Source organism: Pseudomonas sp. 5C2 (assembly GCF_034314155.1).
Taxonomy (GTDB): Bacteria; Pseudomonadota; Gammaproteobacteria; order Pseudomonadales; family Pseudomonadaceae; genus Aquipseudomonas.
This window is the reverse complement of sequence record NZ_JAVIWH010000002.1, coordinates 2,883,563-2,909,878: the sequence shown is the minus strand read 5'-3', so window position 1 is coordinate 2,909,878 and position 26,316 is coordinate 2,883,563. Positions and strand designations below refer to the sequence as shown.

Below are 26,316 nucleotides of genomic sequence, written 5' to 3'. Positions count from 1 at the left end.
CGACACTAACTGTCGCTTCGTCGTCACAAGCTGTCGCGCCTCTGTAAATTGACAGGTTTGAGCGGTAGAATCACCGGTTTTCCGTACAACCCGGTGGAGTGATGGCATGGCGGACGTAAACAAGGTGGTTCTCGCGTATTCCGGTGGCCTGGATACTTCGGTAATCCTCAAGTGGCTGCAGGACACGTACAACTGCGAAGTAGTGACTTTCACTGCTGACTTGGGCCAAGGCGAAGAAGTCGAGCCCGCCCGCGCCAAGGCAAAAGCCATGGGCGTGAAAGAAATCTACATTGACGATCTTCGCGAAGAGTTCGTGCGCGATTTCGTATTCCCGATGTTCCGCGCCAATACCGTCTACGAGGGCGAGTACCTGCTGGGTACCTCCATCGCACGTCCGCTGATCGCCAAACGTCTGATCGAAATCGCCAACGAAACCGGCGCTGATGCCATTTCCCATGGCGCCACCGGCAAAGGCAACGATCAGGTTCGTTTCGAGCTGGGCGCCTATGCCCTCAAGCCAGGCGTCAAGGTGATTGCTCCATGGCGTGAATGGGACCTGCTGTCGCGCGAAAAACTGATGGATTACGCTGAAAAGCACTCCATCCCGATCGAGCGTCACGGCAAGAAGAAGTCGCCGTACTCCATGGATGCCAACCTGCTGCACATCTCCTATGAAGGCGGCGTGCTGGAAGACACCTGGACTGAGCACGAAGAAGACATGTGGCGCTGGACCAAGTCCCCAGAGGACGCGCCGAACGTTGCAACGTATCTTGAGCTGACCTATCGCAATGGCGATATCGTGGCGCTGGACGGCGTAGATATGACGCCTGCGACAGTATTGGCCACCCTGAACCGCATCGGCGGCGAAAACGGTATCGGACGTCTGGATATCGTCGAGAACCGTTATGTGGGCATGAAGTCTCGTGGCTGCTATGAGACACCAGGTGGCACCATCATGCTGCGCGCTCACCGCGCCATTGAGTCAATCACCCTGGACCGTGAAGTCGCTCACCTCAAAGACGAGTTGATGCCTAAGTACGCCAGCATGATTTACACCGGCTACTGGTGGAGCCCTGAGCGTCTGATGTTGCAACAGATGATCGACGCGTCTCAGGCCCACGTGAACGGCGTTGTGCGTCTGAAGCTGTATAAAGGCAATGTCATCGTGACAGGTCGTAAATCCGACGAGTCGTTGTTCGATGCAAATATTGCGACGTTTGAAGAGGACGGCGGCGCTTACAATCAGGCGGACGCAGCCGGCTTTATCAAATTGAATGCTCTGCGCATGCGCATTGCTGCAAACAAAGGCCGTAAGTTGTTCTGATGGCCGGTGCCGGGGGCCATTGAATAAACCAAGGTTTGTTTGAGGTATTCGTGCACGGAAGCGATATAGCCCTTGACCCATTTTTCCAATGGAAGTGGGTCAAGGGCCAGCGTTGAATTTGAGTCTGGCAACGCTTTTCAGCGCTGCCAGGTCATCGCATAGGGACTGCCAGGTCGTCCTGTGATTCAACTCTGCAGTCTCGGGTGCACCCGTGAAATGGATCACTGAGGCTTTGATTCTGGTGTCTTCTTTAGTCTCTTGGCCCCCGTTGCGTACGTGACAGGACGTTCGTGAACAGTCGTGTTAGTGAGCGGTGCTGTGGTGTCGAAAAGTGTAATCAAGTCTTTCGGCGTTTTACGGTAGCGCGTCATCAGCGCTTTGATTTTTTTCTCGAACTCAAGCTCCTTTATTAAGGATGAATTTTTTTTGAGTGACGCCAGCAACGACAGTTGTTGCTCAAGCGCTTTTTGGGTGTCGTGATAATCTTTTAATAGCGTCATTGTATGCTCTGCTCAATTGGATGAGGGACCTTGACGGTGCGCGGTGTTTTTACGTTAGCGTTGGCTCGTCAGTTTTTAAGGCTGAGGGCATTCGCAGGCGGCTTCTCATTACACTAGTCGCTTTTTAGATACGAGGCGTCGCGTCACTCATTCAAAGGAATAGTTTGGGTTTTGATTTCTCAGGGCTCGCGTCTTAAGAGGCTTAAGGTCTTCATCGTCGGTCGGACGGCGTTGGAAGATAATTCGGTGGGTGTTCACGGTAAACGCCTACGCAATTAAGTAAATGAAGTGTTGTTAATTCTAGAGTTGTCCATGGCGCCTGTCGTATTGTTCCTACGGCGGGCAACGAACAGTTGAACAGCGCTCTCGTGTATTCGGGTGTTTTCATAGATAAATAACACGGTCTGATTCAATTACCCATACGGCGGAAATGTCGGAGTGTGGTGTGCTTTTTGCCCAGCGGTTAATTAACTCAATGAGTTCATCATGCGGCATCGGTTCGTCCCAGTCTTTAATCACTAAAATCCACCGGGCAGAGGGGGGGTGTTACTGTGAGAGGTGCTGTTCTGGACAGTGAGCAGGGATAGGGTATTCTTTAAGTCGCGCTGACAGGAGATGGGCCCTCCATAAAAAGCATCCTGTCTATTGGCAGGGTGGAGCAAGAGTTTCGAAAATGATTTCTTCTTATTCCCGTTTGTAGGCGCTTTGAGTGGGGGTTGCTGCGGCGTGTCTTTAGAATAAAGATCGGTTTTTTTTGAGACCTTTAGAAAGTTTTTTTCATTGGAGAAGTCAGAGGGCGCATAGAGGGCTTTATAGTTGAAGTTTAATGTCAAAAAAAACATAAGCGTCAGGGTGCAAGGGAAGACAATGAGGAACCAAACATAAAGGGTCTGGTTGTCCTCGTGTAGAAAGGGCAGCGCCGTGGCGGCGGAGGCTTCGGAGAGCGCTGCGAACAAGGCAATTATACGCACTGGGTTCATGCCGGTGATGGAATCTTTATTCATGTTAGTTCCTGAGGGTAGTGTCAGTGGATGTGAGGTGAACAGTGAGTAATATTGTTTAAGCGGATTGTGCGATCTTTTGCAATAGGCAAACCCACGCGGGTATGTTTAACGGTGGCGGCGGGGGCGGATTTAATTGCGATAGATAACTAAGTTCTTTAGTTATTAGAGAGGGACAGTGTGGGGCTTTTCGATGCCGTCGGCTAACAACTGGCTTAAGGCTGCCTGGCACGGGCAGGCAGGGGTTGAAAAGACCAAAGCCGGTCGTTGCGAGGCATGAAGACTGACGGTGATGCGGTCATCACGCTTACACCTGTTTTGTTAGGCTGCGTTACCCACAAGCACAGGCTCGGATGACGGTCGGGGTGCTTAATGTGTTACGCCTCAGGCAAGTCGCTTGAGTCGGTTCTGTCGCGGGCTTGTCTGAATTCAAATCGATAGTCCTGCCCGATTTTCCATACCTGGCGCACGCTCAAGTTCAATTTCTGAGCGATCTCCCATGCCGTATACCCCAAGTTGGAATAATGCATGGCGTGGCCTGCAATGTCGTCATCAACGGTAGCAGGCTCTGCCTTTTTTTCATTCTGGATACCGCGAATAGGTCGGCTATAGGATATCTTCAGGCCGTGTTCCCCGGCCATCCGTCTCACATCTTTCTTGTTCATCCTCAGGGAGTATTGGAGAGCGTTGACGCCAGCACCCTTGGCCACCAAACTTTTCAATAGTTCCAGTTTTTTATGGGTGTCTTCCTCCAGATCTATATCAAGGCGCGGGGGGATTTCTGACGCCAGGATAGTGTCTGCAGTCTCTCCAGTCGGGATAACATTGATAACGCCTCCTCGCTGAATGAACTGGTCCACTGCAGTCGCCAAATCCAGCAGAGGCGCATGTTTAGAGCGGGAATGGGGGGCTTTATTGTTCATGGTAATAGGCCTGTGTTTGTATGCTGTTGGGGAAGTGAGCACATCATTGGGTGTGAGTCGCTTCGATCCGGTTATGCGGGAAAAATAAGGGCTCTTGAAAAGTGGCGGATTTTAAGTTGTCGAGTTTAGTGGCGCCGCCCAATAATCAATGAAATCACCGAGTCACGGGCAGTACAGTGAGCAGGCTCGATGAGTAACTTTATCCCGTGATTCGATTAAATAGGGTGGGCAAGCGTTCTAATAGAGTCGCTGCTAATAAAAAGTAACGACTGGTAATAGAATTTGCAAGTGAAAAAAAGCGCTTTATATGAATTACCTGGCGAGTTGTGCGAGGTTATTACATTGGAGGGGTCGGCATTCTTAATGTGATGTAGTACGTTTCCTCTTCGTGTCGCCAGGTATGGCCAGTGTTCAACGAATAGCATTAACTCTAGGTCGGATGAGCTCTTTGTATAGGGCGGCAGGCGTTTTGTTGTAAGGTCGATGACTTTCTTCAGGTTTGCACTCCGTAACCGTGCCGTGTTTGTTATATAAACTTTTAAGGTGGCAACGCAAATGGCCTGCATCGGTGATGCGGGCTATCTATTCAGTTCGGTTGGATTAAGTATTTCTGTTGGTGTCAGGTTGAATGAGGGCGTGAGCTTTAGGACTTTTCTGAGTGTCGTGTAGCTTTTTTCCTAAAGTGGATGAGAATAATAAAAAAGCTGTGCAAATACGTGGATTTTAAATTCAACATTTGTAAATTTTGCTGAGACATCCGCAATATAATAGGTAATAATTTATGACGGGTGTTCTGTATTGTGTCTGACAATCCGACACATCTCTGAATAGACAGAGGGTCGACACGTGCGTTCATCAGTGCGTTCATGGTTCACTGACACTCTGTAAAAAACCAGTTTCAGGCACCGCGGAGTAAGGGTTGAAAACGTTGGTAAATGTGGCTTATGGCTATATTTGTGCTTCGCAGGATCCCGAGTGAGCACTGAAAATGCCAAATCTCGATTGACTAGTTATCGAGGTGTCGGATCTGTGCTTGACCAAACGTTGATAACTCTATTACGTGAACCACGATGCTGGAGATCAGCAAACAAAACTGAAACCAGTTCATCCGCCGCCGAGGGTTGCCGATTGTCAAAAGGATCAAAAAGTACATCACGCATGGCGTCTTTTGTAGGGCGTATCTGTCGTATATGTAGGAATGGTCTCTGGCTGTTGGTCCTCGGGGGGGGGCGCTATGCAAAGCACTAAACGACTAGGCTATTGTGCTGACTCTAAAAAATCGAACAGCGAAAATTGGACTTACCCATGAATAAAGTGCTGATCGTGGATGATCACCCCGTCATTCGCCTTGCTGTACGCATGCTAATGGAGCGCCATGGCTATGAGGTCATCGCGGAAACGGATAATGGCGTGGACGCCTTGCAGCTGGCTCGAGAGCATTTGTCCGACATCGTTATTCTTGACATAGGTATCCCGAAGCTGGACGGGCTGGAGGTAATCGCCCGTCTGACAGCGATGACGTTGCCTTTCAAGGTGCTGATTCTGACCTCTCAAGCTCCGGGGCATTTTTCCATGCGCTGCATGCAAGCCGGTGCTGCCGGCTATGTCTGTAAACAACAAGATCTCACTGAGTTGCTAAGCGCGATTAAGGCGGTGTTGTCGGGCTACAGTTATTTCCCCAACCAGGCACTTCATTCCGTGCGCTCAAGCCTGGGTAATGCCAGTGAGGCAGATATGGTCGATCGGCTGTCTGGCCGAGAGATGATGGTGTTGCAGCAGCTGGCTCGCGGTAAAACCAACAAAGAAATTGCTGACGGGATGTTTTTGAGCAATAAAACTGTCAGTACTTACAAGACGCGCCTGTTACTCAAGCTTAACGCCCGTTCTTTGGTTGATTTGATTGAACTCGCTCAGCGCAATGGGCTGGTCTGAGACATCGTTTCGCCGTGCTCGGGGATAGCAGGAATACGGGAAAGAGAGAGCAGGCTTTGCCGTGGTCGTATATTGATAACCGATCATCGCTAAAGCCTCTCGCGAGTGAGAGGCTTCATACGGGAAAACCCTTTGCAATCAAAGACCGCCAGGCATTGAGGTCGGGTAGGTTCGATGCTTTAAAGGTCGAAGTCGTACTCAGCCAGTTGCTTCTGCAAGCGCCGCTCTTCCAGAAGGTTGTCGATGGTTCGGCGTTTGCTCAAATTGGTCTTTGCCTGTTCCACAGGCGCCTGCTCGTCCTCATCCGCTTCGACCGTAGCGAAGTCGTCTTCTGTGTCCAATTGCTCTTTGCCAGTGCTCATAAAGTGACTCCAGGCTTAGGCTGTCATTGGCGCACCTTATAGCGACAATTCATGACCGGGTAAAAAAGATTTTTTCAATCGATTGCCCCCTGGAACCTCTATCGCTCAATCGTCAGACGTCTTGTCCTTGTATTCACAGAGGTCTTCGATCCTGCAGCTGCCACAACGGGGCTTTCGGGCCTGGCAAACATAACGGCCATGCAGGATGAGCCAGTGATGAGCATCGAGCAGGTAATCCTTCGGAATAAACTTCATCAGTTGCTTTTCCACCTCGACCACATTCTTGCCGGGGGCGATGCCTGTGCGATTGCTCACGCGGAAAATATGGGTGTCGACCGCCATGGTCAGTTGGCGAAAGGCCGTGTTGAGAACAACGTTGGCGGTTTTGCGTCCGACGCCCGGCAAGGCCTCTAGCGCTTCGCGGGTCTGCGGTACCTGGCCACCGTGCAGTTCGATCAGCATCCTGCAGGTCTCGATGACGTTTTTTGCTTTGCTGTTGTAGAGACCAATGGTTTTTATGTACTCGGACAACCCTGTCACGCCCAGGTCGTAAATCGCTTGCGGGGTATTGGCCACCGGATACAGGCGTGCGGTTGCTTTGTTCACTCCGACGTCTGTCGCTTGAGCCGAAAGAATCACCGAGATCAGCAGTTCGAACGGTGAGCTGTAGGCCAATTCGGTTTTAGGTTCCGGATTGTCTTCGCGCAGGCGACGGAAAATTTCCAGGCGTTTTGCGGCATTCATGGCTGAAGCGTTTCCTTGGAGGCGGAGAGTCGATCGATGTTCTTGGCATCAGGCGTTCGAATTGGGCTTGAGCGGCTTGCCCAGACGTTTCTCGCAGCCAGGAGCAGTCCTAGCAAGATAAACCCTCCAGGCGTCAGGAGGGCAAGGTGCAGCCCCCCTGAAAATATACTCACTTCCCAGTATGCCGCGCTTGCGCCGAACAGCCACTGGGCATGGCTGAGTAGGGTGCCGTTGCCTAGTAACTCGCGCAGCAGCCCGAGACTCAGCATCAATACGCTGAACAGAACGATCGGCTTGGGATAATTCCGAGGCCGGTCGTCAGTCGCTTCGCCGGTGTATTCGCTCAGCACGCAATGAGTGCCGATTAATGCCAGGTAGATCCCCAGCCCCTGATAGAGCGCCAGCGCTTGAGCCTGCAACACCAGTTCAGCGCAACTGACCAGTGCGGCGGCCACCAGTGTGCTGGCGAGCAGGTGCGAGCCGGGGTTTAACAGCGGGCGCATCCACCGGACCAACACATTGTGCAGGCCGCCGACGATCCATAGGACCAACAAGAGTCCCATGGCCCGTACGAGTGAATCAGTGATCCCCAGGAGTGGTGTCAGGCTCAGTGGGCCAAGAAGGGGGCTGAAATCATTGTTATGTTGCGCTCGCTCGCTCATGGCGGGTTACCTGTGGATGGCGACAGGAGTTGCGCTCGATAGGCATCGAAGAATTGCAGTGTTTCGTGGATCGCACTGACAGTCGCTCGAGAGGTAATCGTCGCCCCCGCGATCTGATCAAACTGTCCGTTGTCTTTTTTCAGCGCCCAGCCTGACTCTGCTGGCTCACTCATTGATTTGCCGATAAAACTTGCCAGCCAGCCCGGTTCAGTAGCGATACGGGCACCGAGACCGGGTGTTTCGTTTTGCTTGAGAGCTTTTACCCCAATCAATTTGCCTGTGGTCGAAACACCAATCAGCAGCTCGATGGTCCCGGAGTAGCCCTGCGTCCGGCTGTGGAAAAGGATCGCGCTAGGTTGATCGGCGAGCGTTGCAAGATATGCGGCGATGACTGTCTGGGTTGCAGGCGTTTGCTCAGGCAAGGTCAAAGGATGCTGCAAGGGGTGATTGTCGAAACTGTCTGGTGGCAGAATCGATAGAAACGCTTGTGCCTGAGCCGCTTCGCGCGCAGCGATGATTCGCGCGCTTGTGCCGTGTTGCAGAGTGATCGTCAGGCCCGCGCCGACACAGGCGATTAGGGTAATGATCAGCACGCTGAGTGCTCTGGAGGGTTTATTCATGACGCGGTTCCGGGTTTTCTTCGGAAGGCCGCATTCGCTCCAGCGCAGGCACGGTAAGGTTCATCAGCAGCACCGCGAAAGCGACCCCGTCAGGGTAGGCGCCCCAGGTGCGAATAAGGTAGGTGATCACGCCCACTCCAGCCCCAAACAATAGGCGTGCGCGTGGGCTTTTGGGGCCGGACACCGGTTCTGTCGCGATAAAAAACGCGCCTAGCATGCTTGCACCGGTCAACAAGTGGAACAGCGGCGAGCCGTGGGAATCCGACCCGGAACCGTTCCAGCAGAGCAGGCTGATGATAAACAGGCTACCAAGCATTCCCACTGGCGCATGCCAGCTGATTACCCGCTGTTTGAGCAGGAATGCACCGCCCGCCAGGAATGCCAGGTTCAGCCACTCGGCACCTCTGCCTCCGAACCGGCCGAACGACGGGTTGCCTGCGAACAGCTCGTCGACGGTCAGACTTTTATTGATCCGCAAGGCGTCCAGCGCAGTGGCTTGAGCCCAGGCATCGGGTGGCGTCGTCGAGCCGAGGTTGAAACCGAAAATCTGTTGCAGACCGCCCATCAGGTTCAGGCTGTGAGGCGCCGGCCAGTGGTTCATCTGTTGCGGAAACGACACCAGCACCAAGGCATACCCAAGCATGGCCGGGTTGAACGGGTTTTTCCCTACTCCGCCGAACAGGTGCTTGCCACACAGCAGTGCAAAGCCGCTGGCCAGCAGTGTCAGCCACCACGGTGAATACGGCGGCAAGGCGAATGCCAGCAACGTTGCACTGACCAGTGCGCTACCGTCGCTCAGCGAGGGCCTGAGCGGCTGTTGACGCAGCGTGAGCACCAAGGCCTCGGCTGCCAGAGCCATGCTGGCCGCCAGTAGCCAATTGATCAAAACGCCCCATCCATAAAACCACAAAAGCACCAGAGCGCCGGGCACCGTGGCCAGTAACACCAGGCTCATGGTCTTTTGCAGGCGCTCGCTGACCTGTTCGGTCGGGCTGGCGGCTGCTTCAGGCGGTGGCATGAGTGTCGACCTTGGGTTGCGTCTGAGCGTTTGCTTCGAGCGTGATCAAGGTGTGTTCGGCGGCTTCGAATTCGCGCTGTAGCACGACCAGTTGCGCTTGCTGTTCGGCGGTGGGCGGATGGCCAAAAGCCTTGAGCGACTTGTTCAACTGCGCCCGGCTCATAGCCAAGGCTATTTTGGCTTTTTTCAGGGCCTGGTCATCGGCCGCAGCTTTTTGCGCACGGATGCGCTCGATGGCGGCCTGTACGGGGTTGAGTGCAGGCGTTGCTGTGGTTACGGGTGTTTGAACGGGGCGTTGGGAGCGGGCCAGCCGTTCGGCCTGCTTATGCTCTTCTTCACGACGCAGCCGGTCGTTGCGCAGCTCGAAGCGTCGGCGCGCATGGTTGCGCTTGCTGGCGCGGGCTTGTTGCAGTTCGCTGCTAAACGCCATACCGCCAACGACCGGGATCACGCTGAGTGGCAACGGGTGCATTTCGATGCAATCCACTGGGCAAGGTGCCACGCACAGGTCGCAACCCGTGCACTCGTCGATGATGACGGTGTGCATCAGCTTTGCTGCGCCAACGATGGCGTCCACCGGGCAGGCCTGAATGCATTTTGTGCAGCCAATGCACTCGGCTTCACGGATGAACGCGATCTGCGCTGGCGCGGGGCCGCGATCGAGGTCCAACTGTACGACAGGGACTTCCAGTAGCCGGGCGAGTGCTGCGATGGTTTCGTCGCCGCCGGGCGGGCACTTATTGATCGCTTCGCCGCTGGCGATTCCTTCGGCGTAGGGCTTGCAGCCGGGATGCCCACATTTGCCACACTGTGTCTGCGGCAGCAGCGCATCGATACGTTGGATCAGGTTCATGGTTTGACCAGCCCACTGAAGCCGAGAAAGGCCAGTCCCATCAAACCGGCACTGATCAGTTCGATCGGCATGCCGCGAAAAGGCAGTGGAACATCCTGGATGTGAATGCGTTGACGAAGATCATGAAACAAACTCAGTACCCACCAGAAGCCCAGTCCGGCCCCAAGGCTCAATGCCAGCGTGAGGAAAATCCCCTTGTCGGCCTGTGTGCTCAGCATCGCCAACCCGAGAATCCCGGCGTTACCCAGCAGTAGTGGCCACAGCCCGTCGAAGGACAATCGCGGCAAGAACCGAGACAACATGGATATGCAGGGCGTGATTAACAGTACGCTTACCGGCAGGAATATAAACAAACGCAGGTACGTCAGCTCCAGCGGCAGCAGCAAATAGCGGTACAGCAGGTAGCTGATGAGTGTGCTTGAAAACATTATCCACGTAGTTGCGATGCCCAATGCATGTACTTGCGAGCGGGTGAAGTCAGATGGGCGCGAGGCCTTGAGTAGCGGGTCGACACCCAGCGGCAACTGCAATACGAGATTGTTGATCAATGCGGCGCTGATGAGGGTGAGGATGAAGTCGGTCATGGTCGTGCCGGGAGTGAGCGATCAGGCGAGGGAGCCTTTAAGAAAGATAGTACCCGGCAAGGACGCAGGCCGTACTTCTTCCATAAAAAAGCCCACGAACAGCACTGTTCGCGGGCTTTTTGCCGGGCTTACTTGATGCGTTGACCAGGCTTGGCGCCGCTGTCGGGGCTGAGCAGGTAGATTTCTTCGCCACCAGGGCCCGCAGCCATCACCATGCCTTCGGAGATGCCAAAGCGCATTTTGCGCGGTTTGAGGTTGGCAATCATCATGGTCAGGCGACCTTCCAGCTCGGCTGGATTCGGATAGGCGCTTTTGATTCCGGAAAAGACATTACGCTGTTCGTCGCCAATGTCCAAGGTCAGGCGCAGGAGCTTATCGGCGCCTTCAACATGTTCGGCCTTGAGGATCAGGGCCACGCGAAGGTCCACTGCTTCGAATGCACCGAAGTCGATCTCGGCGGCCAAGGGTTCTTTGACCAGTTCGCCATTACCTTGCGGGGCAACAGAAGTTTGGCTGGCGGTCAGGTCTTCTTTCGAGGCGTCGGTCATGGCTTGCACTTTTACGGGGTCGATTCGGGTCATCAGCGCCTGGAACGGATTGAGCTGATGATTGCTCAGGAGCGTCTGGTGGTCGTTCCAGGTCAGCGGCGCGACGTTCAGGAAGGCCTCTGCGTCGGCTGCCAGCAGCGGCAAGACGGGCTTGAGGAAAATCACCAGTTGGCGGAACAGGTTGATGCCCAGCGCGCAAACGGCCTGGACTTCGTCTTGCTTGCCTTCCTGCTTGGCCAGAGACCAGGGTGCTTTTTCTGCGATGTACGCGTTGGCGCGGTCGGCCAGGCCCATGATTTCGCGCATGGCGCGAGCAAAGTCACGCGTTTCGTACGCGTCGGCAATGCTGGGTGCGGCGGCAAGGAAAGCGTCGGTCAATTCTGACGCGGCATTGCCTGCGACCAGTACGCCGGCATTGCCTTTATGGATGAAGCCGGCGCAACGACTGGCAATGTTGACCACTTTGCCGATCAGGTCGGAATTGACCTTTTGCACGAAGTCTTCCAGGTTCAGGTCCAGGTCGTCGACGCCCCGGCCGAGCTTGGCCGCATAGTAATAACGCAGGTATTCCGGTGACAGATTGTCCAGGTACGTGCGGGCCTTTATAAAGGTGCCGCGCGATTTCGACATTTTCTGGCCGTTGACGGTCAGGTAACCGTGGACGTTGATTGCGTTTGGCTTACGGAAACCTGCACCTTCGAGCATGGCTGGCCAGAACAAGGCGTGGAAGTTGATGATGTCCTTGCCAATGAAGTGGTACAGCTCGGTGCTGGCATCTTTGGCCCAGTAAGCATCGAAGTCCAGATCGGGGCGACGGGCGCACAGGTTCTTGAAACTGGCCATATAACCAATTGGCGCATCCAGCCAGACGTAGAAATACTTGCCCGGCTCGCCTGGAATTTCGAAACCGAAATACGGTGCATCGCGTGAAATGTCCCACTGTTGCAGGCCTGCATCCAGCCATTCGGCGATTTTGTTCGCCACGGCGTCCTGCAATGTGCCGCTGCGGGTCCAGCTTTTGAGCATGGCATCGAAGTCTGGCAGCTTGAAGAAGAAGTGCTGGGACTCTTTCAGTACTGGCGTCGCCCCGGAAATCGCCGATTTAGGGTCTTTCAGGTCAGTCGGGGCGTAGGTCGCGCCGCATTTTTCACAGTTATCGCCGTACTGATCTTCGGTGCCGCATTTAGGGCAGGTGCCCTTGATGAACCGGTCGGCCAGGAACATCTGCTTTTCCGGGTCGAAATACTGGGTAATCGAACGGGTAGCGATATGGCCAGCATCGCGCAAGCGTGTATAGATCAGGCTCGACAGCTCACGGTTTTCTTCGGAGTGGGTCGAGTGGAAATTATCGAAATCCACCAGGAAGTCGGCAAAGTCGGCGCTGTGTTCAGCCTTGACGTTGTCGATCAACTGTTCCGGGGTAATCCCTTCTTTTTCAGCGCGTAGCATGATTGCCGAGCCGTGGGCGTCGTCCGCGCAGACATAGATGCACTGATTGCCGCGATGCTTCTGGAAGCGCACCCACATATCGGTCTGGATGTACTCAAGCATATGGCCAAGGTGGATCGATCCATTGGCATAGGGCAGGGCGCTGGTGACGAGAATCTTGCGTGGCTCGGACATGGGGCTCGGCTATTTGAAGTGAAACGGAGGTCGGTCACTATAAAGGTCTGGACGATATATTTCACCCCGTTGGCGAGCATTGCCCGTTATCAGCCAACAGATCGGCATGCTGTGAAAGCATGCCGGCACCTTTCAGAAGGGGTAGGATAGCCGTCTGTTTTACTCAGTCTTTTTACCGGGAGTAGCCATGAGCGCCGTCAATCGCGCAGCGGTGGAAGCCGTGCTTCGCCAATATACCGACCCTTATTTGAACCAGGACCCTGTCAGCGCGGGCTGTGTGCGTGCCATTGATATTCAAGGCGATCGCGTCAGCGTTCAGCTTGAGTTGGGTTATGCCGCCGCCCTGTTCAAGAATGGCTGGGCACAAATGCTGCAAATGGCTATAGAGGGGATGGAGGGTGTGTCCTCGGCCAAGGTCGAGGTGCGCAGTGTGATCACCGCGCACAAGGCTCAGGGGCAAATCCCGGGCCTGGCCAATGTGAAGAACATCGTCGCGGTCGCTTCTGGTAAAGGCGGTGTGGGCAAATCCACTACCGCCGCAAACCTGGCGCTGGCGTTGTCCCGCGAAGGTGCACGGGTCGGTATTCTCGATGCGGATATCTATGGCCCGAGCCAGGGTGTGATGTTCGGCATCCCCGAAGGCACGCGGCCGAAGATCAAGGATCAGAAGTGGTTCGTGCCCATCGAATCGCACGGTATTGAAGTCATGTCCATGGCGTTCCTGACCGATGACAACACGCCGATGGTCTGGCGCGGGCCGATGGTTTCCGGTGCGCTGCTGCAACTGATTACGCAAACGGCGTGGAATGATCTGGATTATCTGGTCATCGATATGCCACCCGGCACGGGCGATATCCAGCTTACGCTGGCGCAGAAAGTCCCTGTGGCCGGAGCGGTGATTGTCACCACTCCACAGGATCTGGCATTGCTGGATGCCAAGAAAGGCGTCGAAATGTTCCGCAAGGTCAACATTCCGGTGTTGGGTGTTGTGGAAAACATGGCCGTGCACATCTGCTCCAATTGCGGTCACGCGGAGCATTTGTTCGGTGAGGGTGGTGGCGAGAAGCTCGCGGCGCAATACGATGTCGAGCTGCTGGCGTCATTGCCGCTGTCGATTGTGATTCGCGAGCAGGCCGATGGTGGTAAACCGACGGTAATCGCTGATCCAGAAAGCCCGATTGCCATGGTCTATCAGGAACTGGCCCGTCACGTGGGCGCGAGAATCGTCTTGCAGGAAGCTCAGGCGCAGGCGATGCCGAACATCACCATTAGCGACGACTGATTGTGTATTGCCGTGGGCATCCGCTGGGTGCTCACGCTGTCGCCGTAAAGCATTTACATTTTCTACGGGCGTAAAAAAGCCCCGCTTTTGAGGGCGAGGCTTTTTTTAAGCGATTCAGTACAAGTTAGATAACTTGAACTTCTTCAGCTTGCATACCTTTCTGGCCGCGGGTAGCGACGAAAGAAACCTGTTGGCCTTCTTTCAGGCTTTTGAAGCCGTCAGATTGGATAGCTTTGAAGTGAACGAACAAGTCGTCACCGGATTGTGGAGTGATGAAGCCGAAGCCTTTTTCATCGTTGAACCACTTAACGGTACCAGTTTGGCGATTAGACATGGTGTATCTCCTTGGACAAAGTTAACTGCGACACAGGAAGAACCCTGGCCGAGACTGAGTGCAAAGAGCAGGAAAAATTCTTGGAGATGGTTGGATCGAAATTCAACATCGTGTAGAGATTCTCAGTGACACAAGCAACACAGTGACGTCACCTTAACTGGTTTTTCGAGAAGTGCCAATGCCTTGTTCAGGATTATTTTCATTCATGCTTAAACACGGGTTTGGATCGATGGCCGTGACCTCTAGAGTCTTTGAACCCGAAGGCCCGGCCCGGTAAGATGCCAGACATCTTTTTCCACCTCGCTATTCAGGACACCGCCATGAGCATCAAATCGGACAAGTGGATTCGCCGCATGGCGCTAGAGCACGGGATGATCGAGCCCTTTGTAGAGCGCCAGGTTCGCGGTGAAGGCGCTAACCGGCTGATCTCCTACGGTGTGTCGAGCTACGGTTACGATGTGCGGTGTGCCGCTGAATTCAAGGTATTTACCAACATCAACTCGGCGACGGTGGACCCGAAAAATTTCGATGAAAAGAGCTTCGTCGACGTGACAAGTGATGTCTGCATCATTCCGCCAAACTCGTTTGCCTTGGCACGCACGGTCGAATATTTCCGCATTCCGCGTAATGTGCTGACCATCTGTCTGGGCAAAAGTACTTATGCACGTTGCGGAATTATCGTTAACGTGACGCCACTCGAGCCCGAGTGGGAAGGCCATGTGACGCTGGAGTTCTCCAACACCACCACCTTGCCGGCGAAAATCTACGCTAATGAAGGCGTGGCCCAGATGCTGTTTCTGGAATCCGACGAAGAGTGTGAAATTTCTTATAAAGACCGTGGCGGCAAGTATCAGGGTCAACGCGGCGTGACATTGCCGCGCACTTGATTTGCCGTTGATCGGGCGCCCAGGGAATTAGTGCCCATTCAGGCACTCTATTGTCAGGACTGTTCCCTCTCGCGCCGAGCGAGGGGAGTCAACACTCAGGAGTGCCCTATGACGTCAAGTTCGAAACGCATCGCCCCCGCAAGAGTCAGCGACCACAATCATGTGGGCCTTCTGGCGTGGTCGTTGCTCGCTTATCCCCAGATCAACATCAACAGGGTCGGCGGCATTCCGGGGCAGCCCGACCCCGATTCCCCGAACGAACAGCCCGACGAACCCACAGATCCCACTGAGCCAGGCGTGCCAACCCTTCCTGATGAGGCGCCACCCAAGCCCGTCGTTTGAATGCACCAAGGCTGGAGCGTGATGAGTGGCGTGTGTCTTCGGTTCGCGTTGCTGCGTGAAAAGCCTTTCCCGCTATTTCAAATTCCCGCTCAAAAACTGCCGCAGCCGATCGCTTTGCGGGTTGCCCAGTACGTCGTCAGGATGCCCTTGCTCTTCGACCAGGCCCTGGTGCAGGAACATCACCTGATTCGAGACTTTGCGGGCAAAACTCATTTCGTGGGTAACCATGATCATGGTACGGCCTTCTTCAGCCAGGCCTTGAATCACTTTAAGTACTTCGCCGACCAGCTCCGGGTCCAGTGCCGAGGTGGGTTCGTCGAACAGCATCACTTCCGGCTCCATCGCCAGCGCACGGGCAATCGCCACGCGTTGTTGTTGGCCGCCGGAGAGGAACGCCGGGTATTGCTCGGCAACGCGTGTCGGCAGGCCGACTTTGTCCAGATACTTGCGCGCCCGGTCTTCGGCTTCGCGTTTGGAAACACCCAGCACACGGCGCGGGGCCATGCTGACGTTTTCCAGCACGGTCATGTGGCTCCATAGATTGAAATGCTGGAACACCATTGCCAGGCGAGTACGGATGCGCTGCAGTTCGGCGGGGTCTGCGACGTGCATACCATGCTTGTCGCTGACCATGCGCACGGGCTGGCCGTCCAGGGTCATGGTGCCGCTATTGGGTGTTTCCAGAAAGTTGATGCAGCGCAAAAAGGTACTTTTACCCGAGCCGCTGGCACCGATCAGGCTGATCACGTCGCCCGTGCTTGCTTTGAGCGATACGCCTTTTAGCACTTCGTTGTCGCCATAGCACTTGTGCAGGCCATCGATCGTCAGTTTGTACATGCCGTGCAGTCCTTAAGGAGAAAGCAGGTAACCGCTACGGTAGGCTTCGGTGCCTGCGACGTGAGCGATGACCATGCCAGCGGTCGCCATGCGCCGCAAGGAGCGGGCATACAACAAGCCGGAATTGAGAGTGTGGATTGGCGTTATCCGATCACTGATCGGATCGATGATTTCAGCGATTTTTTGCCCGGCTTCCAGAAACTCACCGGGTTGGGCGCAGAACACCAGTAGGCCGCCGACCGGCGTTGCGACCGGCTCGACACCGGCCAGCGGTGTTGCCGGGTACAACAGCTTTGGCTGGGGCGCCGGATCTCCGGCGATCACGCCATACAGCGTCAAGTAGTTGATCAGTGCCTGACAGTCGCGACTGGCCAAGGCGTGATTAACGTCGCCTTGGCCGCGTAATTCCAGGGTCACCGAAATGCTGCCCATGGGAACTGCAAAGCGTGCGCCGAAGCGCTGTTGCAACTGCCACCAAAGCAGGGTGAAGCATTCATCGAACGATTGCCCGCCGGAGTCGGTGGCCAACAGGCTGGCCTGAGCGCCCAGGTAGCGTGACAGTGCCTCGACTCGAGGCCAGGCCTCGGGAGTGGTGTAAAGGTGCTCCACCGCTTCGAAATCACAATGCAGGTCCAGCACCATGTCGGCATCGCAAGCCAGGCGTTGCAGGGTCAGTCGTTGCGATTGCAACTGCGTATCGACGACCTGAGCAGACAGCGCCGCGCGCAGGCTGCTGCGGATCAGTTCACGGTTGTGCTTCGGGTCATCGTTGAGCCGCGCTTCGACATCGTCACCTACCTGCAGACTCAAATCGACAAACAGGCGATTGAAGTTCTGCCCACTCTCCAGTTCGTAGCGACCCAGCGGGATATCCATCAGCACTTGTTCCAGGCCGATGGGGTTGGCGACCGGGACGACGACAATTTCGCCCAACAGCAGGTCGGCGCTTTCCAGCTCGGCCAGGCGCTGCTTCAGGTACCAGGCCACCAGCATGCCGGGCAATTCGTCCGCATGCAGGGACGCCTGGATATAAACCTTGCGGCCAGTGTTTTCCGGGCCGTAATGAAAACTGTGGATCTGCCGCGCGGTCCCTGGTAGCGGGGCGAGCAGATTGTGCGTGTGATGGCGCATGTAAAAAGTCCTAGTGAGCTGGGCCCAGAAAGGCTAGCCAACGGCGCTCGGCCAATCGGAACAGGCCGACCAGGGCAAAGGTGATCGTCAAATAAATCAGGGCGGCGATACCAAAGGACTGGAAGGTCATGAACGTCGCCGAGTTGGCGTCCCTCGCTACTTTGAGAATGTCCGGCACGGTCGCGGTGAAGGCCACGGTGGTCGAGTGCAGCATCAGAATGACTTCGTTGCTGTAGAACGGCAGCGAACGCCGTAGCGCTGACGGCATGATCACGTAGGCATAGAGTTTCCAGCCGCTGAGTCCGTAGGCTTTGGCTGCTTCGACTTCACCATGATGCATGCTGCGAATCGCCCCGGCAAAAATCTCCGTGGTGTAAGCGCAGGTGTTCAGGGCGAATGCCAGAATCGTGCAGTTCATCGCGTCGCGAAAAAACGCATCCAGCAATGGTTGGGCACGCACGGCTGCGATGCTGTAGATACCGGTGTAGCAAATCAGCAACTGGATATACAGCGGTGTCCCCCGAAACAGATAGGTGTAGAACTGTACCGGCAAGCGCACCCAGAACTTGCGTGACACTCGGGCGATAGACAGCGGGATCGATACCACAAAGCCGATAGCGATCGAAGCGCTGAGCAGCCACATGGTCATGGCCAGACCGGTGATGTGGTAGCCGTCGCTATAAAGGAAGGGCCGCCAGTAATCCTGGAGAAGTTCGATCATCGTTGTGCCTCCCGGCTACCTGCGGCATAGCGTCGTTCGGCCCAGCGCAGAGCAACGTTGGAAATACTGGTGATCAGAAGGTAAATCAGTGCGGCCACGACCAGAAAGAAAAACAGTTGATACGTGCTTTTGCCTGCATCCTGAGCGGCTTTGACCAGATCGGCGAGGCCGATGATCGACACCAGGGCGGTGGCCTTGAGCATCACCATCCAGTTGTTGCCAATGCCCGGCAGGGCGAAACGCATCATTTGCGGGAACACCACAAAACGGAAACGTTGGCTGCGCTTCAATCCATACGCGGTGGCGGCTTCGACCTGTCCGCGTGGGACGGAGAGAATCGCGCCACGGAACGTTTCTGTGAAGTAGGCGCCATAGATAAACCCGAGGGTGATGACCCCGGCCGCGAACGGGTCGATTTCGATGTAGTCCCAGTCCATTGCTTCTGTGAGACCGGTCAGCCAGGTTTGCAGGCTATAGAAAATCAGCAGCATCAACACCAGATCGGGCACGCCGCGGATCAAGGTGGTGTAGAGCTGCGCCGGTATGCGCAATATGCGCAGACTCGAAAGTTTGCAGCTGGCGCCAATCAGGCCGAGCACGATGCTCACCAGCAGCGACAGTAACGATAATTTGATGGTCATCCAGGTGCCTTGAAGCAGCAGCGGGCCGAAGCCTTTCAAGCTGAAGGCGGACAATCCAAGGGTTTGCAGCATTTCGTCAAACATGGATCAAGCCTTTTGCGGTCAAAAAAACGCCCATCGAATCGGGTGGTAGATTTTCACCTGAAATCGACGGGCGTTGGGATGTTATTTACCGCTGTACAGGTTCAGATCGCCAAAGTGTTTTTTCTGGATTTCTGCATATTTACCATCGTCGTGTAACGCTTTGATACCTTTATCCAACAACGCCTTGAGCTCTTTGTTACCTTTCGAGATACCGACTGCGGTTTTAGCCGGCAGCAGTGGATCTGTGATTGGCTTGCTGACTTCGAAGCCAGCACCTGCTGGTGACTTCAAAAAGCCCAGTTCGGCTTGCAGCATGTCTTGTACGGAAGCATCGAGACGGCCGGAAGTCAGGTCAGCATAGACCTGGTCCTGGTTCGCATAGGCCTGGGTTGTTACACCCGCCTTGTCCAATACGGCCTTGGCGTAGGCTTCCTGAATGGTGCCTTGCTCATAGCCAACTTTCTTGCCTTTGAGGGTTGCAGGGTCGGCCGTTACGCCCGCGCCTTTCTTGAACACCAGTGCAGTTGGGCCAGAGAACAGTTCCTCGGAGAAGTCGATAACCTTCATCCGCGCATCTGTTACGGTCATCGACGAGATAACGCCGTCGAATTTGTTGGCTTTCAGACCGGGAATCATACCGTCGAAATCGCTCTCGACCCATTTGCATTTAACTTTCAGCTCGGCGCAAATCGCATTGCCCAGATCGATATCGAAGCCTACCAGGCTGCCATCGGCGGCTTTTGATTCGAAAGGCGCATAAGAAGGATCGACGCCGAAACGCAGTTCCTTGTATTCCTTGGCCATTGCACTACCAGCGGCGAGACAAATAGCCAGTGCGGAAAGGGTCAGCCATGCTTTTTTCATTGATCAGTCCTTAAAACCAAAATGAGCGTTGGGAACACGCGAGGCTTGCTACCGGCGAGCGCCATACCCGAAGAAGATAGCAATTTTTGAACCAAAGAGACGAACGTGCGTTTTAAATGTACGGAGTTGTCGCAATGATGACTTTGATGGAGAAGTGCTCATTGCCAGCTCAGAACGAGCTACAGGATAGACGAGTTTCTTCGCAGGCCAATATGCCACTAAAACGAGCACGCTGGAGTCGTCCTCCGGGAACAGGCACGGACGTTGCTCCATCGTGGGGCGATGCGGCGTGCCTGGCACGCCGCATCCCATTATTTACCAGGTATCAGCGTCAGTCTCTGCTTGCCATAGGTCTTGTCGAAGTTCTGCGGCTGCATCGGGATGCTCATGTATTGGCCTTTGAGCCAAGGGTCGATGCCATCGGCGTAATGCGGGCTGGCCGGGTTGCCGGACTGGCCAGTGCTCTGTCCTATCATCGGTTCCTGTTGACCAAAGTCGACGATAAATCGCATGGCCGGGATCAGTCGGGTGTCGAAATCCTGCCCCCAGTTATAGGCCGACTCGTTGAGGGTGCTGTGATCGCCGCCTGCGGGAATCGGGCTGCGTCGGCTTCCTTCCGAGGTCCAGGCGTAATGGTGCAATTTGCCCCATTGCCAAGCCTTGTGATCATTGCCCAGTTGGCTTTCGCCGGCAGTGATGGCCGCTGCCAGGCTGCGGGCAAGGATGGTCGGTTTGTCTTCTTTTTGCGGCGTTCGGGTGTCATCCCAATACGGGCTGTCCTCACGTCCCAGCAGGTGGTCGGCCTGGGCGGAGTAGGAGAGGTTGGCGCTTTCGACCAGGGCTTTCCAGGCCGGACTGGTTTCAGGGCCCAGCTCGTCGAGGAATATCTGCTTGGCACTTTCCTGGAGGAACAGCTCATACAGCGCCGCATCGGCCGAGTTGGCGGAGAGCTTGCCATCGAATGCCAGCAGGCGCGTGAGCGCTTCGTGTGCCTTGGCGCGATCAGTTGCAGGGAGGGCTTCGATTGCCTGTTTCAGCGATTGAGCCATGCCCGACGTTTCGAACATTTTTTTCAGTTTGGCAGCGAAGGTCGTGGTCTGGTCGTATTGCATGGCGATCATGCTGCGGGTGTCCTGCTTACCGCTGCCTGCCATTTCGGCGATGCGTTCGGCCCGCTCCGGGTAGTTCCAGGAGTTCGACAGTTGCATGCCATAACCTTTAGGCACGGTGCGCTGATTGGCGGTGCCTATCCACCCCTGCACCGGGTCTTGATCGTAGGGGTGGAGCATCGGGTCGGCGAAACCGTCCCAATCAAAACGACTGTCCCAGCCTGGCGATGGCAGCAAGCCAAGCCCTTCACGGCGATTCGGGAAGCGCCCGGTGACTTGCCAGCCGATATTCTGTGCATCGGCAAATACCATGTTCAGGGCTATCGCGCGAATTTCGCGGCTGGCATCGGAAGCCTTTTCGACGTTCTGCGCGCGGGACAGGTTGAAGAGTGCGTCCATGCTTTTGTCGTCTTTGAAGTCTGGCGTTTGCAGGGCCAAACCAAAACCGCTGTTCAGTTGCACTGGTTGTTGTGGGCTTGTTCGTTCGCCCAGCGCGCTGTTGAGCAGCGGTCCGTGGCGAGTTTCGTAGATGGTTTCGCGAACGGGGCGCTCACCTTTAACGAAGAAGGTTTCATTGCGAACAGTGGCGGGCTGCCATTTGCCATCGGCCATATAGAACAGTTTGTTGTTTTCGCGCTTGAGCTTCTCGAGGAACAGGTCCTGATTGTCACCCATGACCCCGGTCATGCTCCAGGCCAGCTTGCCGTTGAAGCCCGCCATCACCAAGGGCAGGCCTGCAATGGAGACGCCGGCAGCCTGATATTTCGGGGCGCGGATCTGCACGAAGTTCCATGCCGAAGGCAGTTTTGCGCTCTGGTGTATGTCGTTGGCCATCAGGCTTTTGCCGCTTCTGCTGCGCCGTGGCGAAATCGCCCAGTTGTTGGCAGCCGCCACACCGAGCATGTTCAGGTCTGACAGTTGGCTGGCGACTCGATTCAGATCGCTAAGCCCGGACACCTGGCCAAGGTTCAAGCCCTTGAGCTTCTCGGCTTCAGCGAACGGTAATTCTTCATCGGGGTAGGTCGGGATCAGCCAGGCGAGTTTGTCCGCGCCGACTTTTTGCGCCAATACCAGGGATGACAGTTCTTCCTGCAGGTTTTTTGACACGCCGAAGTTCAGCAGGCTGAAGATCAGCGCAGAGTCTTCCGGCTTCCAGTATTCAGGGTGATAACCAGACGCAGCCAAATCCGCCGGCAGTTTGTCGCGGTAGCGGAACAGGTAGGCGTTAACGCCGCGCGCATAGACTTCAAAGAAACGTTTCAGGCGCGGCGAAGAGCCGTTGTACAGCTCGCTGGCGCTTTTCTTCAGGTTGATCGAGCGCATCAGGCGGTCGATTTCCAGTGCGCTGGGGCCGTCCATTTCGGACAGGCGACCTTGGGCCAGCAAACGCATGCCGACCATCTGACTGATGCGGTCACTGGCGTGAACATAACCCAGGGTAAAGAGCGCGTCGTGAAAGGTGCTGCTTTCGATCAGCGGCATGCCAAGGTTGTTGCGGCGCACCGAAACATTTTGCGCCAACCCTTTGAGCGGGTACACCCCAGAGGTCGGTGGCAGCGTGTCGCTGCCGCCGCCGTTGAGCTGACAACCGGCCAGGCTCAGGGCTCCAGCGACTGCTGCGGCAACGCCGAACCGGGGTAGAAAATATGAGAGGGCTGGCGAGGCCATGGCAAAGCTCCTGCGGGGGTGGCGTGGAAAGGCGCTACGTTAGTGAGCCGGCACGCGCCACGCAAGCAGCCATCGCGGCTGATGTGCGGATTTATCCAGGGATGTGGACTACGTTGCCTGCGAAGGCGCCCTTTCAGGCGCCGGGCATTCAAGGCTTCGGTGGATTGACCTTATCGACCAACGCATGCACGCGTTGGCTCGCAGCGCGGTTGGCGATGCGGCGGTTACATTAAGCGCCGTGGCATTTCTTGAATTTTTTCTCGCTGCCGCAAGGGCATGGGTCGTTGCGGCCAACATCCTTCAAGGTATTGCGCACTGGTTCCTGGGGCGCGTGGCCGCAGTCTGGACCATGGACGTGTGCGTGCTGGTGGTCGTGGTGGTGATCATGGTCGTGGTCGTGGTTGCAGTCGGGGCCATGAACGTGGGTTTCTTGGTTCATCGAGGTCACTCCAGAATAAATTCGGCAGGAATTATCGCCCAATTTCCACGTAGCGTCATATTTTCCCGGAGGGCGGCCATCCTTGTCGGGTCAGGCGGTCGTTAAAGAGACTCAGCCGCTGAAGTAAAAAGAGCCGCCTGCTGGAGCGGACACTTAATAAACAGTACCTGTATTACAGGTCCCCTTATGAATATAAAATTAACGTATGTTCAGGAAACCTTAAGCTTTATATGAAGTAATGCGCTTGTCTCAATAGAAGCCCGTCATCTAAAATAGCGGCCTGCTAAATAAGAATGTTTGCATACTTTGAATCGTTCGCATGTACGCCCTGTTAAACGCCTATTTAATGGTCTGCCCGGGTGTTGAATGCTGTGTTCATTTAGGTTGCCGTTCAGTGCGTGTTATATCCGCATGGGATGCTCCTGAATTCACACTGAACTCACTATGGGCAGCACACCTTCCTCTACAGACACAGGAGAAGCTATACATGAGTCATCCAGAGTTCGCTGACGATCCAGAGGACGAGCTTCATAGCCCTGCTGAGCGGGCAGCGGCTGCCTCTCGCTGCACATGGGTAAGTGTTGGCGTAAACCTCGTTCTGACGTTCACTCAGATTGCGGTGGGAATACTGTCAAAGTCTCAAGGCCTGGTCGCCGATGGTATTCACTCACTGTCGGATCTGGTGGCAGACTTCGTTGTGCTGTTCGCCAGCCACAACAGTAAGAAGGACGCGGATGAAGACCATCCTTATGGGCATTTGCGTTTTGAAACCGCTGCATCAATGGTGCTGGGTTTACTGTTGCTGGCCGTCGGTGTTGGCATGATTTGGTCGGCCGTCGGCAAGCTCGAAGCACCCGAGACCGTGCAGACCGTGCATGTCATTGCTTTATGGGTCGCTGGCGGAGCGCTTGTCGCTAAAGAGTTGCTGTTTCGTTTCATGCTGGCTGTTGCCAAGAAGGTCAAGTCAAGCATGTTGGTTGCGAATGCCTGGCACGCACGTTCAGACGCCGCCTCATCGCTGGTAGTGGGGATCGGCATTGTCGGTAACCTTGCGGGTTATCCGATCCTTGATCCAATCGCTGCGCTGATTGTCGGGTGCATGGTTTCCAAGATGGGGTGGTCGTTTAGTTGGGATGCCTTGCATGACCTGATGGACCGTGCCGCGGACGAGAAAGAAGTCGCCATGATTCGCAATACGCTTATTGAAACGCCCGGTATCAAGGGTGTTCACGATATCCGCACGCGTAAAATGGGCGACATGATTATTGTTGACGCGCATATAGAAGTGGACGCTTCGATTACCGTTGAAGAGGGGCATGAGATTGCAGTTGAGGCGCGTCAGAATGTGATGCAGCGTCATCGAGTATTAAACCTGATGACGCATGTCGATCCCTGGAGCAAGCCAGACCTCGACCATATGGATCTCCCCAAGCCAGCAGGGCTCTGAGCACTTCCTCTTGACCTGTTAGCGTGGGCTTGCGCCATACTCGGGGCATGTGCAGTAGGAGTATGGCCAATGAACCTTTACGAAATTGTCTTTACGGGCCAATTGGTCCCCGGCGCCCAGCGCGAGCGGGTCGAGGCGAATCTGGCGAAGTTGTTTCAGGCGGATGCCCAGCGCATCGAGCTGCTGTTTTCCGGACGGCGTCTGGTGCTCAAGAACAATCTCGATGAGGCTGCGGCAGAGAAATATCGTTCGATCCTTGAACGCGCCGGGGCACTGGCCGAAAAGGTGGACATGCAGGTCGATATGGAGGAAATGGAGCTGGCGCCGCCGCCCGATGCGCCTGGCTTTAACCGCCCGGCTCAACCCAGTCACCGATCACAAGTGGCCCCAAGAGACGCTTACATGGCGGCTTTTTCGGCGGTAGATGCCCCTGATTTCTCGATTGCCGAGGTGGGTAGCGATATGCAAGACCCGAAAGCCGAGGCGCCAGTGCCGCGTCTGGATTTATCACAAATCAGCCTGGCGCCGGTGGGCAGTGACATGGGCCAGCTTGAGAGGCCCAAGCCAGGGCCTGCGCCAGACACATCGCACCTTAAGTTGAGCTGAACCTGATTCAGCCCAGATAACCGGCGCAACACTTCTTGAATTTTTGCCCACTGCCACAGGGGCAAGCATCGTTGCGTCCCGCCTTGAGCTGCACAGTGGGATCGATGAAATACCAGCGACCCTCATTCTGCACGAACGCCGAGCGCTCACGATGGCTGTGTTCGCCACTGCCGTCATGCCAGCGAGCAACAAAGGTTACAAGCGCATGCTCGGGTTTACCGCCGAACACTTCCACGTGCTCGACGTTCAGGCCCAGCCAGGTGCTTTGTGCGCTCCAGTCACTGATCGATTGACGATCCAGACCTGCCTTCTGCGCAGGCAATGTGGTGTCCAGCAGATAGTCGATCAAGCCCAGTACATAGGCGCTGTAGCGCGAGCGCATCAGGGCTTCCGCGCTCGGGGCCGGGAGGCCCGCGTGATAATGCCCGCAGCAGGCGTCCAGTAAATTGCCGCTGCCACACGGGCAGATCGAGCTACTCATGATTTACCACCAGTATTTGCCGAAGTTCTCTGGGTTGGCCCAGAACTTAGCATTCAGCCAGTCGGGGACTTGTTTGTATTCACGCAGGTCGTAAGTGAACAAGGTCAGGATCTGCTCGTCACGGGCAAAGCGTTCACTGGCTTGCAGTGCCAGTGAATAAAAGTCGGTGTCCTGCCAGCCGCACGCGGGCAGATCTGCCAGCACGGCAATACGGCTGGCGTTAAGGTTGCGGATCCCGCCCAGTAGTTCCAGGCCGATGCGTTTAGGCAAATGCTCCAGGCAATCGACCACCAGTGCCAGATCGAAACGTTGCGCTGCCAGCTCGGCTGGCAAGGCGCCGGGGGCGGCATGGGCCAGTTCGGTTTCCGGGTGAGCAGCCTGAAATGCCTCAAGTGCGGGAAAACTTCCAGCACCGATCAACAACAAACGCTTGGGGGCGTAACGATCAAGTAATGCGGCCAGCGCCTGTTGGGGCGTGCGTATAGAAAAGCCTTCAGTCATCGAAAATCCTCAATTGAGTTGCAAGACTAGCCTGCTGTAGCGAGATGGCCTAGTCCTATGCGTAGCACGTCTGCAGGACGTGCAGGTTTGCAAAAAAAACCGACTGGTCTGTGTCTGCTGCAGTTGGTGGCGTAACTGGTGTGTGATCAGGGGCGACTCAAAACGCCACTTTCACGGGCTATGGTGTGTTGATCGGCGGCGATGATAATGTCCCGGACGGTTGCGACAAGTGCCTAGGCACGGCTAAG

General features: G+C 55.4%; 28 protein-coding genes. 7 read left to right on the top strand and 21 right to left on the bottom strand.

Annotated elements, in window-relative coordinates:
• Positions 1–106: 106 nt before the first annotated feature.
• Entirely contained in the window at positions 107–1,324 is a 1,218-nt protein-coding gene (locus RGU44_RS14170) for an argininosuccinate synthase (protein ID WP_219064177.1), read from the top strand.
• A 221-nt stretch (positions 1,325–1,545) separates the two neighbouring features.
• Here the strand turns inward: RGU44_RS14170 and RGU44_RS14165 are convergent, their stop codons facing one another.
• The 3 genes from RGU44_RS14165 to RGU44_RS14155 form a co-directional block, all read right to left on the bottom strand.
• Positions 1,546–1,824: a hypothetical protein gene (locus RGU44_RS14165; protein WP_322181421.1), complete on the bottom strand. Its 279-nt coding sequence runs from the start codon at positions 1,822–1,824 to the stop codon at positions 1,546–1,548.
• Positions 1,825–2,342: 518 nt separating this feature from the next.
• Positions 2,343–2,828, bottom strand: a complete 486-nt coding sequence (locus RGU44_RS14160) for a hypothetical protein (protein ID WP_322217599.1) — start codon at positions 2,826–2,828, stop codon at positions 2,343–2,345.
• A 374-nt stretch (positions 2,829–3,202) separates the two neighbouring features.
• Entirely contained in the window at positions 3,203–3,748 is a 546-nt protein-coding gene (locus tag RGU44_RS14155) for a hypothetical protein (protein WP_322181417.1), read from the bottom strand.
• A 1,305-nt stretch (positions 3,749–5,053) separates the two neighbouring features.
• On the opposite strand from RGU44_RS14155, the gene RGU44_RS14150 reads away from it, so the two are divergent.
• Complete coding sequence (locus RGU44_RS14150; protein WP_322217596.1) at positions 5,054–5,680, top strand: response regulator transcription factor; 627 nt, start codon at positions 5,054–5,056, stop codon at positions 5,678–5,680.
• 179 nt (positions 5,681–5,859) lie between these two features.
• On the opposite strand, the gene RGU44_RS14145 is transcribed toward RGU44_RS14150, so the two are convergent.
• The 8 genes from RGU44_RS14145 to metG form a co-directional block, all read right to left on the bottom strand.
• Entirely contained in the window at positions 5,860–6,042 is a 183-nt protein-coding gene (locus RGU44_RS14145; protein ID WP_322181413.1) for a PA3496 family putative envelope integrity protein, read from the bottom strand.
• A 105-nt stretch (positions 6,043–6,147) separates the two neighbouring features.
• Positions 6,148–6,786 carry an endonuclease III gene (nth, locus tag RGU44_RS14140; RefSeq protein WP_322181411.1) on the bottom strand — a complete coding sequence of 213 codons (639 nt, stop codon included), beginning with the start codon at positions 6,784–6,786 and terminating at the stop codon, positions 6,148–6,150.
• A complete protein-coding gene (locus RGU44_RS14135) occupies positions 6,783–7,448 on the bottom strand; it encodes an Rnf-Nqr domain containing protein (protein ID WP_322181409.1) in 666 nt (221 codons plus the stop codon). Before RGU44_RS14135 ends, nth begins: the two co-directional genes overlap by 4 nt.
• On the bottom strand, positions 7,445–8,068 hold the full coding sequence (locus RGU44_RS14130) for an RnfABCDGE type electron transport complex subunit G (RefSeq protein WP_322181407.1): 624 nt from the start codon (positions 8,066–8,068) through the stop codon (positions 7,445–7,447). The genes RGU44_RS14135 and RGU44_RS14130 overlap by 4 nt, the downstream gene beginning before the upstream one ends.
• On the bottom strand, positions 8,061–9,086 hold the full coding sequence (locus RGU44_RS14125; RefSeq protein ID WP_322181405.1) for an RnfABCDGE type electron transport complex subunit D: 1,026 nt from the start codon (positions 9,084–9,086) through the stop codon (positions 8,061–8,063). Before RGU44_RS14125 ends, RGU44_RS14130 begins: the two co-directional genes overlap by 8 nt.
• Positions 9,073–9,939, bottom strand: a complete 867-nt coding sequence (gene rsxB, locus RGU44_RS14120) for an electron transport complex subunit RsxB (RefSeq protein ID WP_322181403.1) — start codon at positions 9,937–9,939, stop codon at positions 9,073–9,075. The genes RGU44_RS14125 and rsxB overlap by 14 nt, the downstream gene beginning before the upstream one ends.
• A complete protein-coding gene (locus RGU44_RS14115) occupies positions 9,936–10,523 on the bottom strand; it encodes an Rnf-Nqr domain containing protein (protein ID WP_322181400.1) in 588 nt (195 codons plus the stop codon). The genes rsxB and RGU44_RS14115 overlap by 4 nt, the downstream gene beginning before the upstream one ends.
• A gap of 128 nt (positions 10,524–10,651) precedes the next feature.
• The gene (gene metG, locus RGU44_RS14110; RefSeq protein ID WP_322181398.1) at positions 10,652–12,694 is read right to left on the bottom strand and encodes a methionine--tRNA ligase; all 2,043 of its coding nucleotides are present in this window, start codon (positions 12,692–12,694) and stop codon (positions 10,652–10,654) included.
• Positions 12,695–12,881: 187 nt separating this feature from the next.
• Between metG and apbC the strand changes: the two genes are divergently transcribed.
• Positions 12,882–13,976, top strand: a complete 1,095-nt coding sequence (gene apbC / locus RGU44_RS14105; protein ID WP_219064164.1) for an iron-sulfur cluster carrier protein ApbC — start codon at positions 12,882–12,884, stop codon at positions 13,974–13,976.
• A 124-nt stretch (positions 13,977–14,100) separates the two neighbouring features.
• On the opposite strand, the gene RGU44_RS14100 is transcribed toward apbC, so the two are convergent.
• Positions 14,101–14,310: a cold-shock protein gene (locus tag RGU44_RS14100; protein WP_014336857.1), complete on the bottom strand. Its 210-nt coding sequence runs from the start codon at positions 14,308–14,310 to the stop codon at positions 14,101–14,103.
• Positions 14,311–14,630: 320 nt separating this feature from the next.
• Between RGU44_RS14100 and dcd the strand changes: the two genes are divergently transcribed.
• Complete coding sequence (dcd, locus tag RGU44_RS14095) at positions 14,631–15,197, top strand: dCTP deaminase (RefSeq protein ID WP_219064163.1); 567 nt, start codon at positions 14,631–14,633, stop codon at positions 15,195–15,197.
• Between the two features lie 108 nt (positions 15,198–15,305).
• Complete coding sequence (locus tag RGU44_RS14090) at positions 15,306–15,539, top strand: hypothetical protein (RefSeq protein WP_322181395.1); 234 nt, start codon at positions 15,306–15,308, stop codon at positions 15,537–15,539.
• Positions 15,540–15,611: 72 nt separating this feature from the next.
• Here the strand turns inward: RGU44_RS14090 and RGU44_RS14085 are convergent, their stop codons facing one another.
• The 7 genes from RGU44_RS14085 to RGU44_RS14055 all read right to left on the bottom strand — a co-directional run bounded on the left by RGU44_RS14085 (position 15,612) and on the right by RGU44_RS14055 (position 23,033).
• Positions 15,612–16,376, bottom strand: coding sequence for an ABC transporter ATP-binding protein (locus tag RGU44_RS14085; RefSeq protein WP_322181393.1), 765 nt, complete (start codon positions 16,374–16,376; stop codon positions 15,612–15,614).
• A 12-nt stretch (positions 16,377–16,388) separates the two neighbouring features.
• Positions 16,389–17,507: a succinylglutamate desuccinylase/aspartoacylase family protein gene (locus tag RGU44_RS14080; protein WP_322217593.1), complete on the bottom strand. Its 1,119-nt coding sequence runs from the start codon at positions 17,505–17,507 to the stop codon at positions 16,389–16,391.
• Positions 17,508–17,517: 10 nt separating this feature from the next.
• Complete coding sequence (locus RGU44_RS14075; RefSeq protein WP_219064159.1) at positions 17,518–18,228, bottom strand: ABC transporter permease; 711 nt, start codon at positions 18,226–18,228, stop codon at positions 17,518–17,520.
• Positions 18,225–18,953 carry an ABC transporter permease gene (locus RGU44_RS14070; protein ID WP_322181388.1) on the bottom strand — a complete coding sequence of 243 codons (729 nt, stop codon included), beginning with the start codon at positions 18,951–18,953 and terminating at the stop codon, positions 18,225–18,227. The genes RGU44_RS14075 and RGU44_RS14070 overlap by 4 nt, the downstream gene beginning before the upstream one ends.
• Before the next feature lie 81 nt (positions 18,954–19,034).
• The gene (locus RGU44_RS14065; protein WP_322181386.1) at positions 19,035–19,817 is read right to left on the bottom strand and encodes a transporter substrate-binding domain-containing protein; all 783 of its coding nucleotides are present in this window, start codon (positions 19,815–19,817) and stop codon (positions 19,035–19,037) included.
• A 311-nt stretch (positions 19,818–20,128) separates the two neighbouring features.
• Positions 20,129–22,594, bottom strand: a complete 2,466-nt coding sequence (locus RGU44_RS14060; protein ID WP_322217590.1) for a penicillin acylase family protein — start codon at positions 22,592–22,594, stop codon at positions 20,129–20,131.
• A gap of 229 nt (positions 22,595–22,823) precedes the next feature.
• Positions 22,824–23,033, bottom strand: a complete 210-nt coding sequence (locus RGU44_RS14055) for an SEC-C metal-binding domain-containing protein (protein ID WP_322181382.1) — start codon at positions 23,031–23,033, stop codon at positions 22,824–22,826.
• A 487-nt stretch (positions 23,034–23,520) separates the two neighbouring features.
• On the opposite strand from RGU44_RS14055, the gene RGU44_RS14050 reads away from it, so the two are divergent.
• The gene (locus RGU44_RS14050) at positions 23,521–24,480 is read left to right on the top strand and encodes a cation diffusion facilitator family transporter (RefSeq protein ID WP_322182825.1); all 960 of its coding nucleotides are present in this window, start codon (positions 23,521–23,523) and stop codon (positions 24,478–24,480) included.
• 69 nt (positions 24,481–24,549) lie between these two features.
• Complete coding sequence (locus tag RGU44_RS14045) at positions 24,550–25,086, top strand: hypothetical protein (RefSeq protein ID WP_322217588.1); 537 nt, start codon at positions 24,550–24,552, stop codon at positions 25,084–25,086.
• A gap of 7 nt (positions 25,087–25,093) precedes the next feature.
• Here RGU44_RS14045 and RGU44_RS14040 read toward each other — a convergent pair whose 3' ends face one another.
• Positions 25,094–25,567, bottom strand: a complete 474-nt coding sequence (locus RGU44_RS14040) for a YchJ family protein (RefSeq protein ID WP_322181378.1) — start codon at positions 25,565–25,567, stop codon at positions 25,094–25,096.
• A gap of 3 nt (positions 25,568–25,570) precedes the next feature.
• Positions 25,571–26,068, bottom strand: a complete 498-nt coding sequence (locus RGU44_RS14035; RefSeq protein ID WP_322181376.1) for a DUF6231 family protein — start codon at positions 26,066–26,068, stop codon at positions 25,571–25,573.
• Positions 26,069–26,316 lie beyond the last annotated feature (248 nt).

Excerpts from the sequence above, each read along its gene's own strand:
- RGU44_RS14170 (WP_219064177.1), top strand. The coding sequence starts at position 107 with ATGGCGGACGTAAACAAGGTGGTTCTCGCGTATTCCGGTGGCCTGGAT.
- RGU44_RS14165 (WP_322181421.1), bottom strand. The coding sequence starts at position 1,824 with ATGACGCTATTAAAAGATTATCACGACACCCAAAAAGCGCTTGAGCAA.
- RGU44_RS14160 (WP_322217599.1), bottom strand. The coding sequence starts at position 2,828 with ATGAATAAAGATTCCATCACCGGCATGAACCCAGTGCGTATAATTGCC.
- RGU44_RS14155 (WP_322181417.1), bottom strand. The coding sequence starts at position 3,748 with ATGAACAATAAAGCCCCCCATTCCCGCTCTAAACATGCGCCTCTGCTG.
- RGU44_RS14150 (WP_322217596.1), top strand. The coding sequence starts at position 5,054 with ATGAATAAAGTGCTGATCGTGGATGATCACCCCGTCATTCGCCTTGCT.
- RGU44_RS14145 (WP_322181413.1), bottom strand. The coding sequence starts at position 6,042 with ATGAGCACTGGCAAAGAGCAATTGGACACAGAAGACGACTTCGCTACG.
- nth (WP_322181411.1), bottom strand. The coding sequence starts at position 6,786 with ATGAATGCCGCAAAACGCCTGGAAATTTTCCGTCGCCTGCGCGAAGAC.
- RGU44_RS14135 (WP_322181409.1), bottom strand. The coding sequence starts at position 7,448 with ATGAGCGAGCGAGCGCAACATAACAATGATTTCAGCCCCCTTCTTGGC.
- RGU44_RS14130 (WP_322181407.1), bottom strand. The coding sequence starts at position 8,068 with ATGAATAAACCCTCCAGAGCACTCAGCGTGCTGATCATTACCCTAATC.
- RGU44_RS14125 (WP_322181405.1), bottom strand. The coding sequence starts at position 9,086 with ATGCCACCGCCTGAAGCAGCCGCCAGCCCGACCGAACAGGTCAGCGAG.
- rsxB (WP_322181403.1), bottom strand. The coding sequence starts at position 9,939 with ATGAACCTGATCCAACGTATCGATGCGCTGCTGCCGCAGACACAGTGT.
- RGU44_RS14115 (WP_322181400.1), bottom strand. The coding sequence starts at position 10,523 with ATGACCGACTTCATCCTCACCCTCATCAGCGCCGCATTGATCAACAAT.
- metG (WP_322181398.1), bottom strand. The coding sequence starts at position 12,694 with ATGTCCGAGCCACGCAAGATTCTCGTCACCAGCGCCCTGCCCTATGCC.
- apbC (WP_219064164.1), top strand. The coding sequence starts at position 12,882 with ATGAGCGCCGTCAATCGCGCAGCGGTGGAAGCCGTGCTTCGCCAATAT.
- RGU44_RS14100 (WP_014336857.1), bottom strand. The coding sequence starts at position 14,310 with ATGTCTAATCGCCAAACTGGTACCGTTAAGTGGTTCAACGATGAAAAA.
- dcd (WP_219064163.1), top strand. The coding sequence starts at position 14,631 with ATGAGCATCAAATCGGACAAGTGGATTCGCCGCATGGCGCTAGAGCAC.
- RGU44_RS14090 (WP_322181395.1), top strand. The coding sequence starts at position 15,306 with ATGACGTCAAGTTCGAAACGCATCGCCCCCGCAAGAGTCAGCGACCAC.
- RGU44_RS14085 (WP_322181393.1), bottom strand. The coding sequence starts at position 16,376 with ATGTACAAACTGACGATCGATGGCCTGCACAAGTGCTATGGCGACAAC.
- RGU44_RS14080 (WP_322217593.1), bottom strand. The coding sequence starts at position 17,507 with ATGCGCCATCACACGCACAATCTGCTCGCCCCGCTACCAGGGACCGCG.
- RGU44_RS14075 (WP_219064159.1), bottom strand. The coding sequence starts at position 18,228 with ATGATCGAACTTCTCCAGGATTACTGGCGGCCCTTCCTTTATAGCGAC.
- RGU44_RS14070 (WP_322181388.1), bottom strand. The coding sequence starts at position 18,953 with ATGTTTGACGAAATGCTGCAAACCCTTGGATTGTCCGCCTTCAGCTTG.
- RGU44_RS14065 (WP_322181386.1), bottom strand. The coding sequence starts at position 19,817 with ATGAAAAAAGCATGGCTGACCCTTTCCGCACTGGCTATTTGTCTCGCC.
- RGU44_RS14060 (WP_322217590.1), bottom strand. The coding sequence starts at position 22,594 with ATGGCCTCGCCAGCCCTCTCATATTTTCTACCCCGGTTCGGCGTTGCC.
- RGU44_RS14055 (WP_322181382.1), bottom strand. The coding sequence starts at position 23,033 with ATGAACCAAGAAACCCACGTTCATGGCCCCGACTGCAACCACGACCAC.
- RGU44_RS14050 (WP_322182825.1), top strand. The coding sequence starts at position 23,521 with ATGAGTCATCCAGAGTTCGCTGACGATCCAGAGGACGAGCTTCATAGC.
- RGU44_RS14045 (WP_322217588.1), top strand. The coding sequence starts at position 24,550 with ATGAACCTTTACGAAATTGTCTTTACGGGCCAATTGGTCCCCGGCGCC.
- RGU44_RS14040 (WP_322181378.1), bottom strand. The coding sequence starts at position 25,567 with ATGAGTAGCTCGATCTGCCCGTGTGGCAGCGGCAATTTACTGGACGCC.
- RGU44_RS14035 (WP_322181376.1), bottom strand. The coding sequence starts at position 26,068 with ATGACTGAAGGCTTTTCTATACGCACGCCCCAACAGGCGCTGGCCGCA.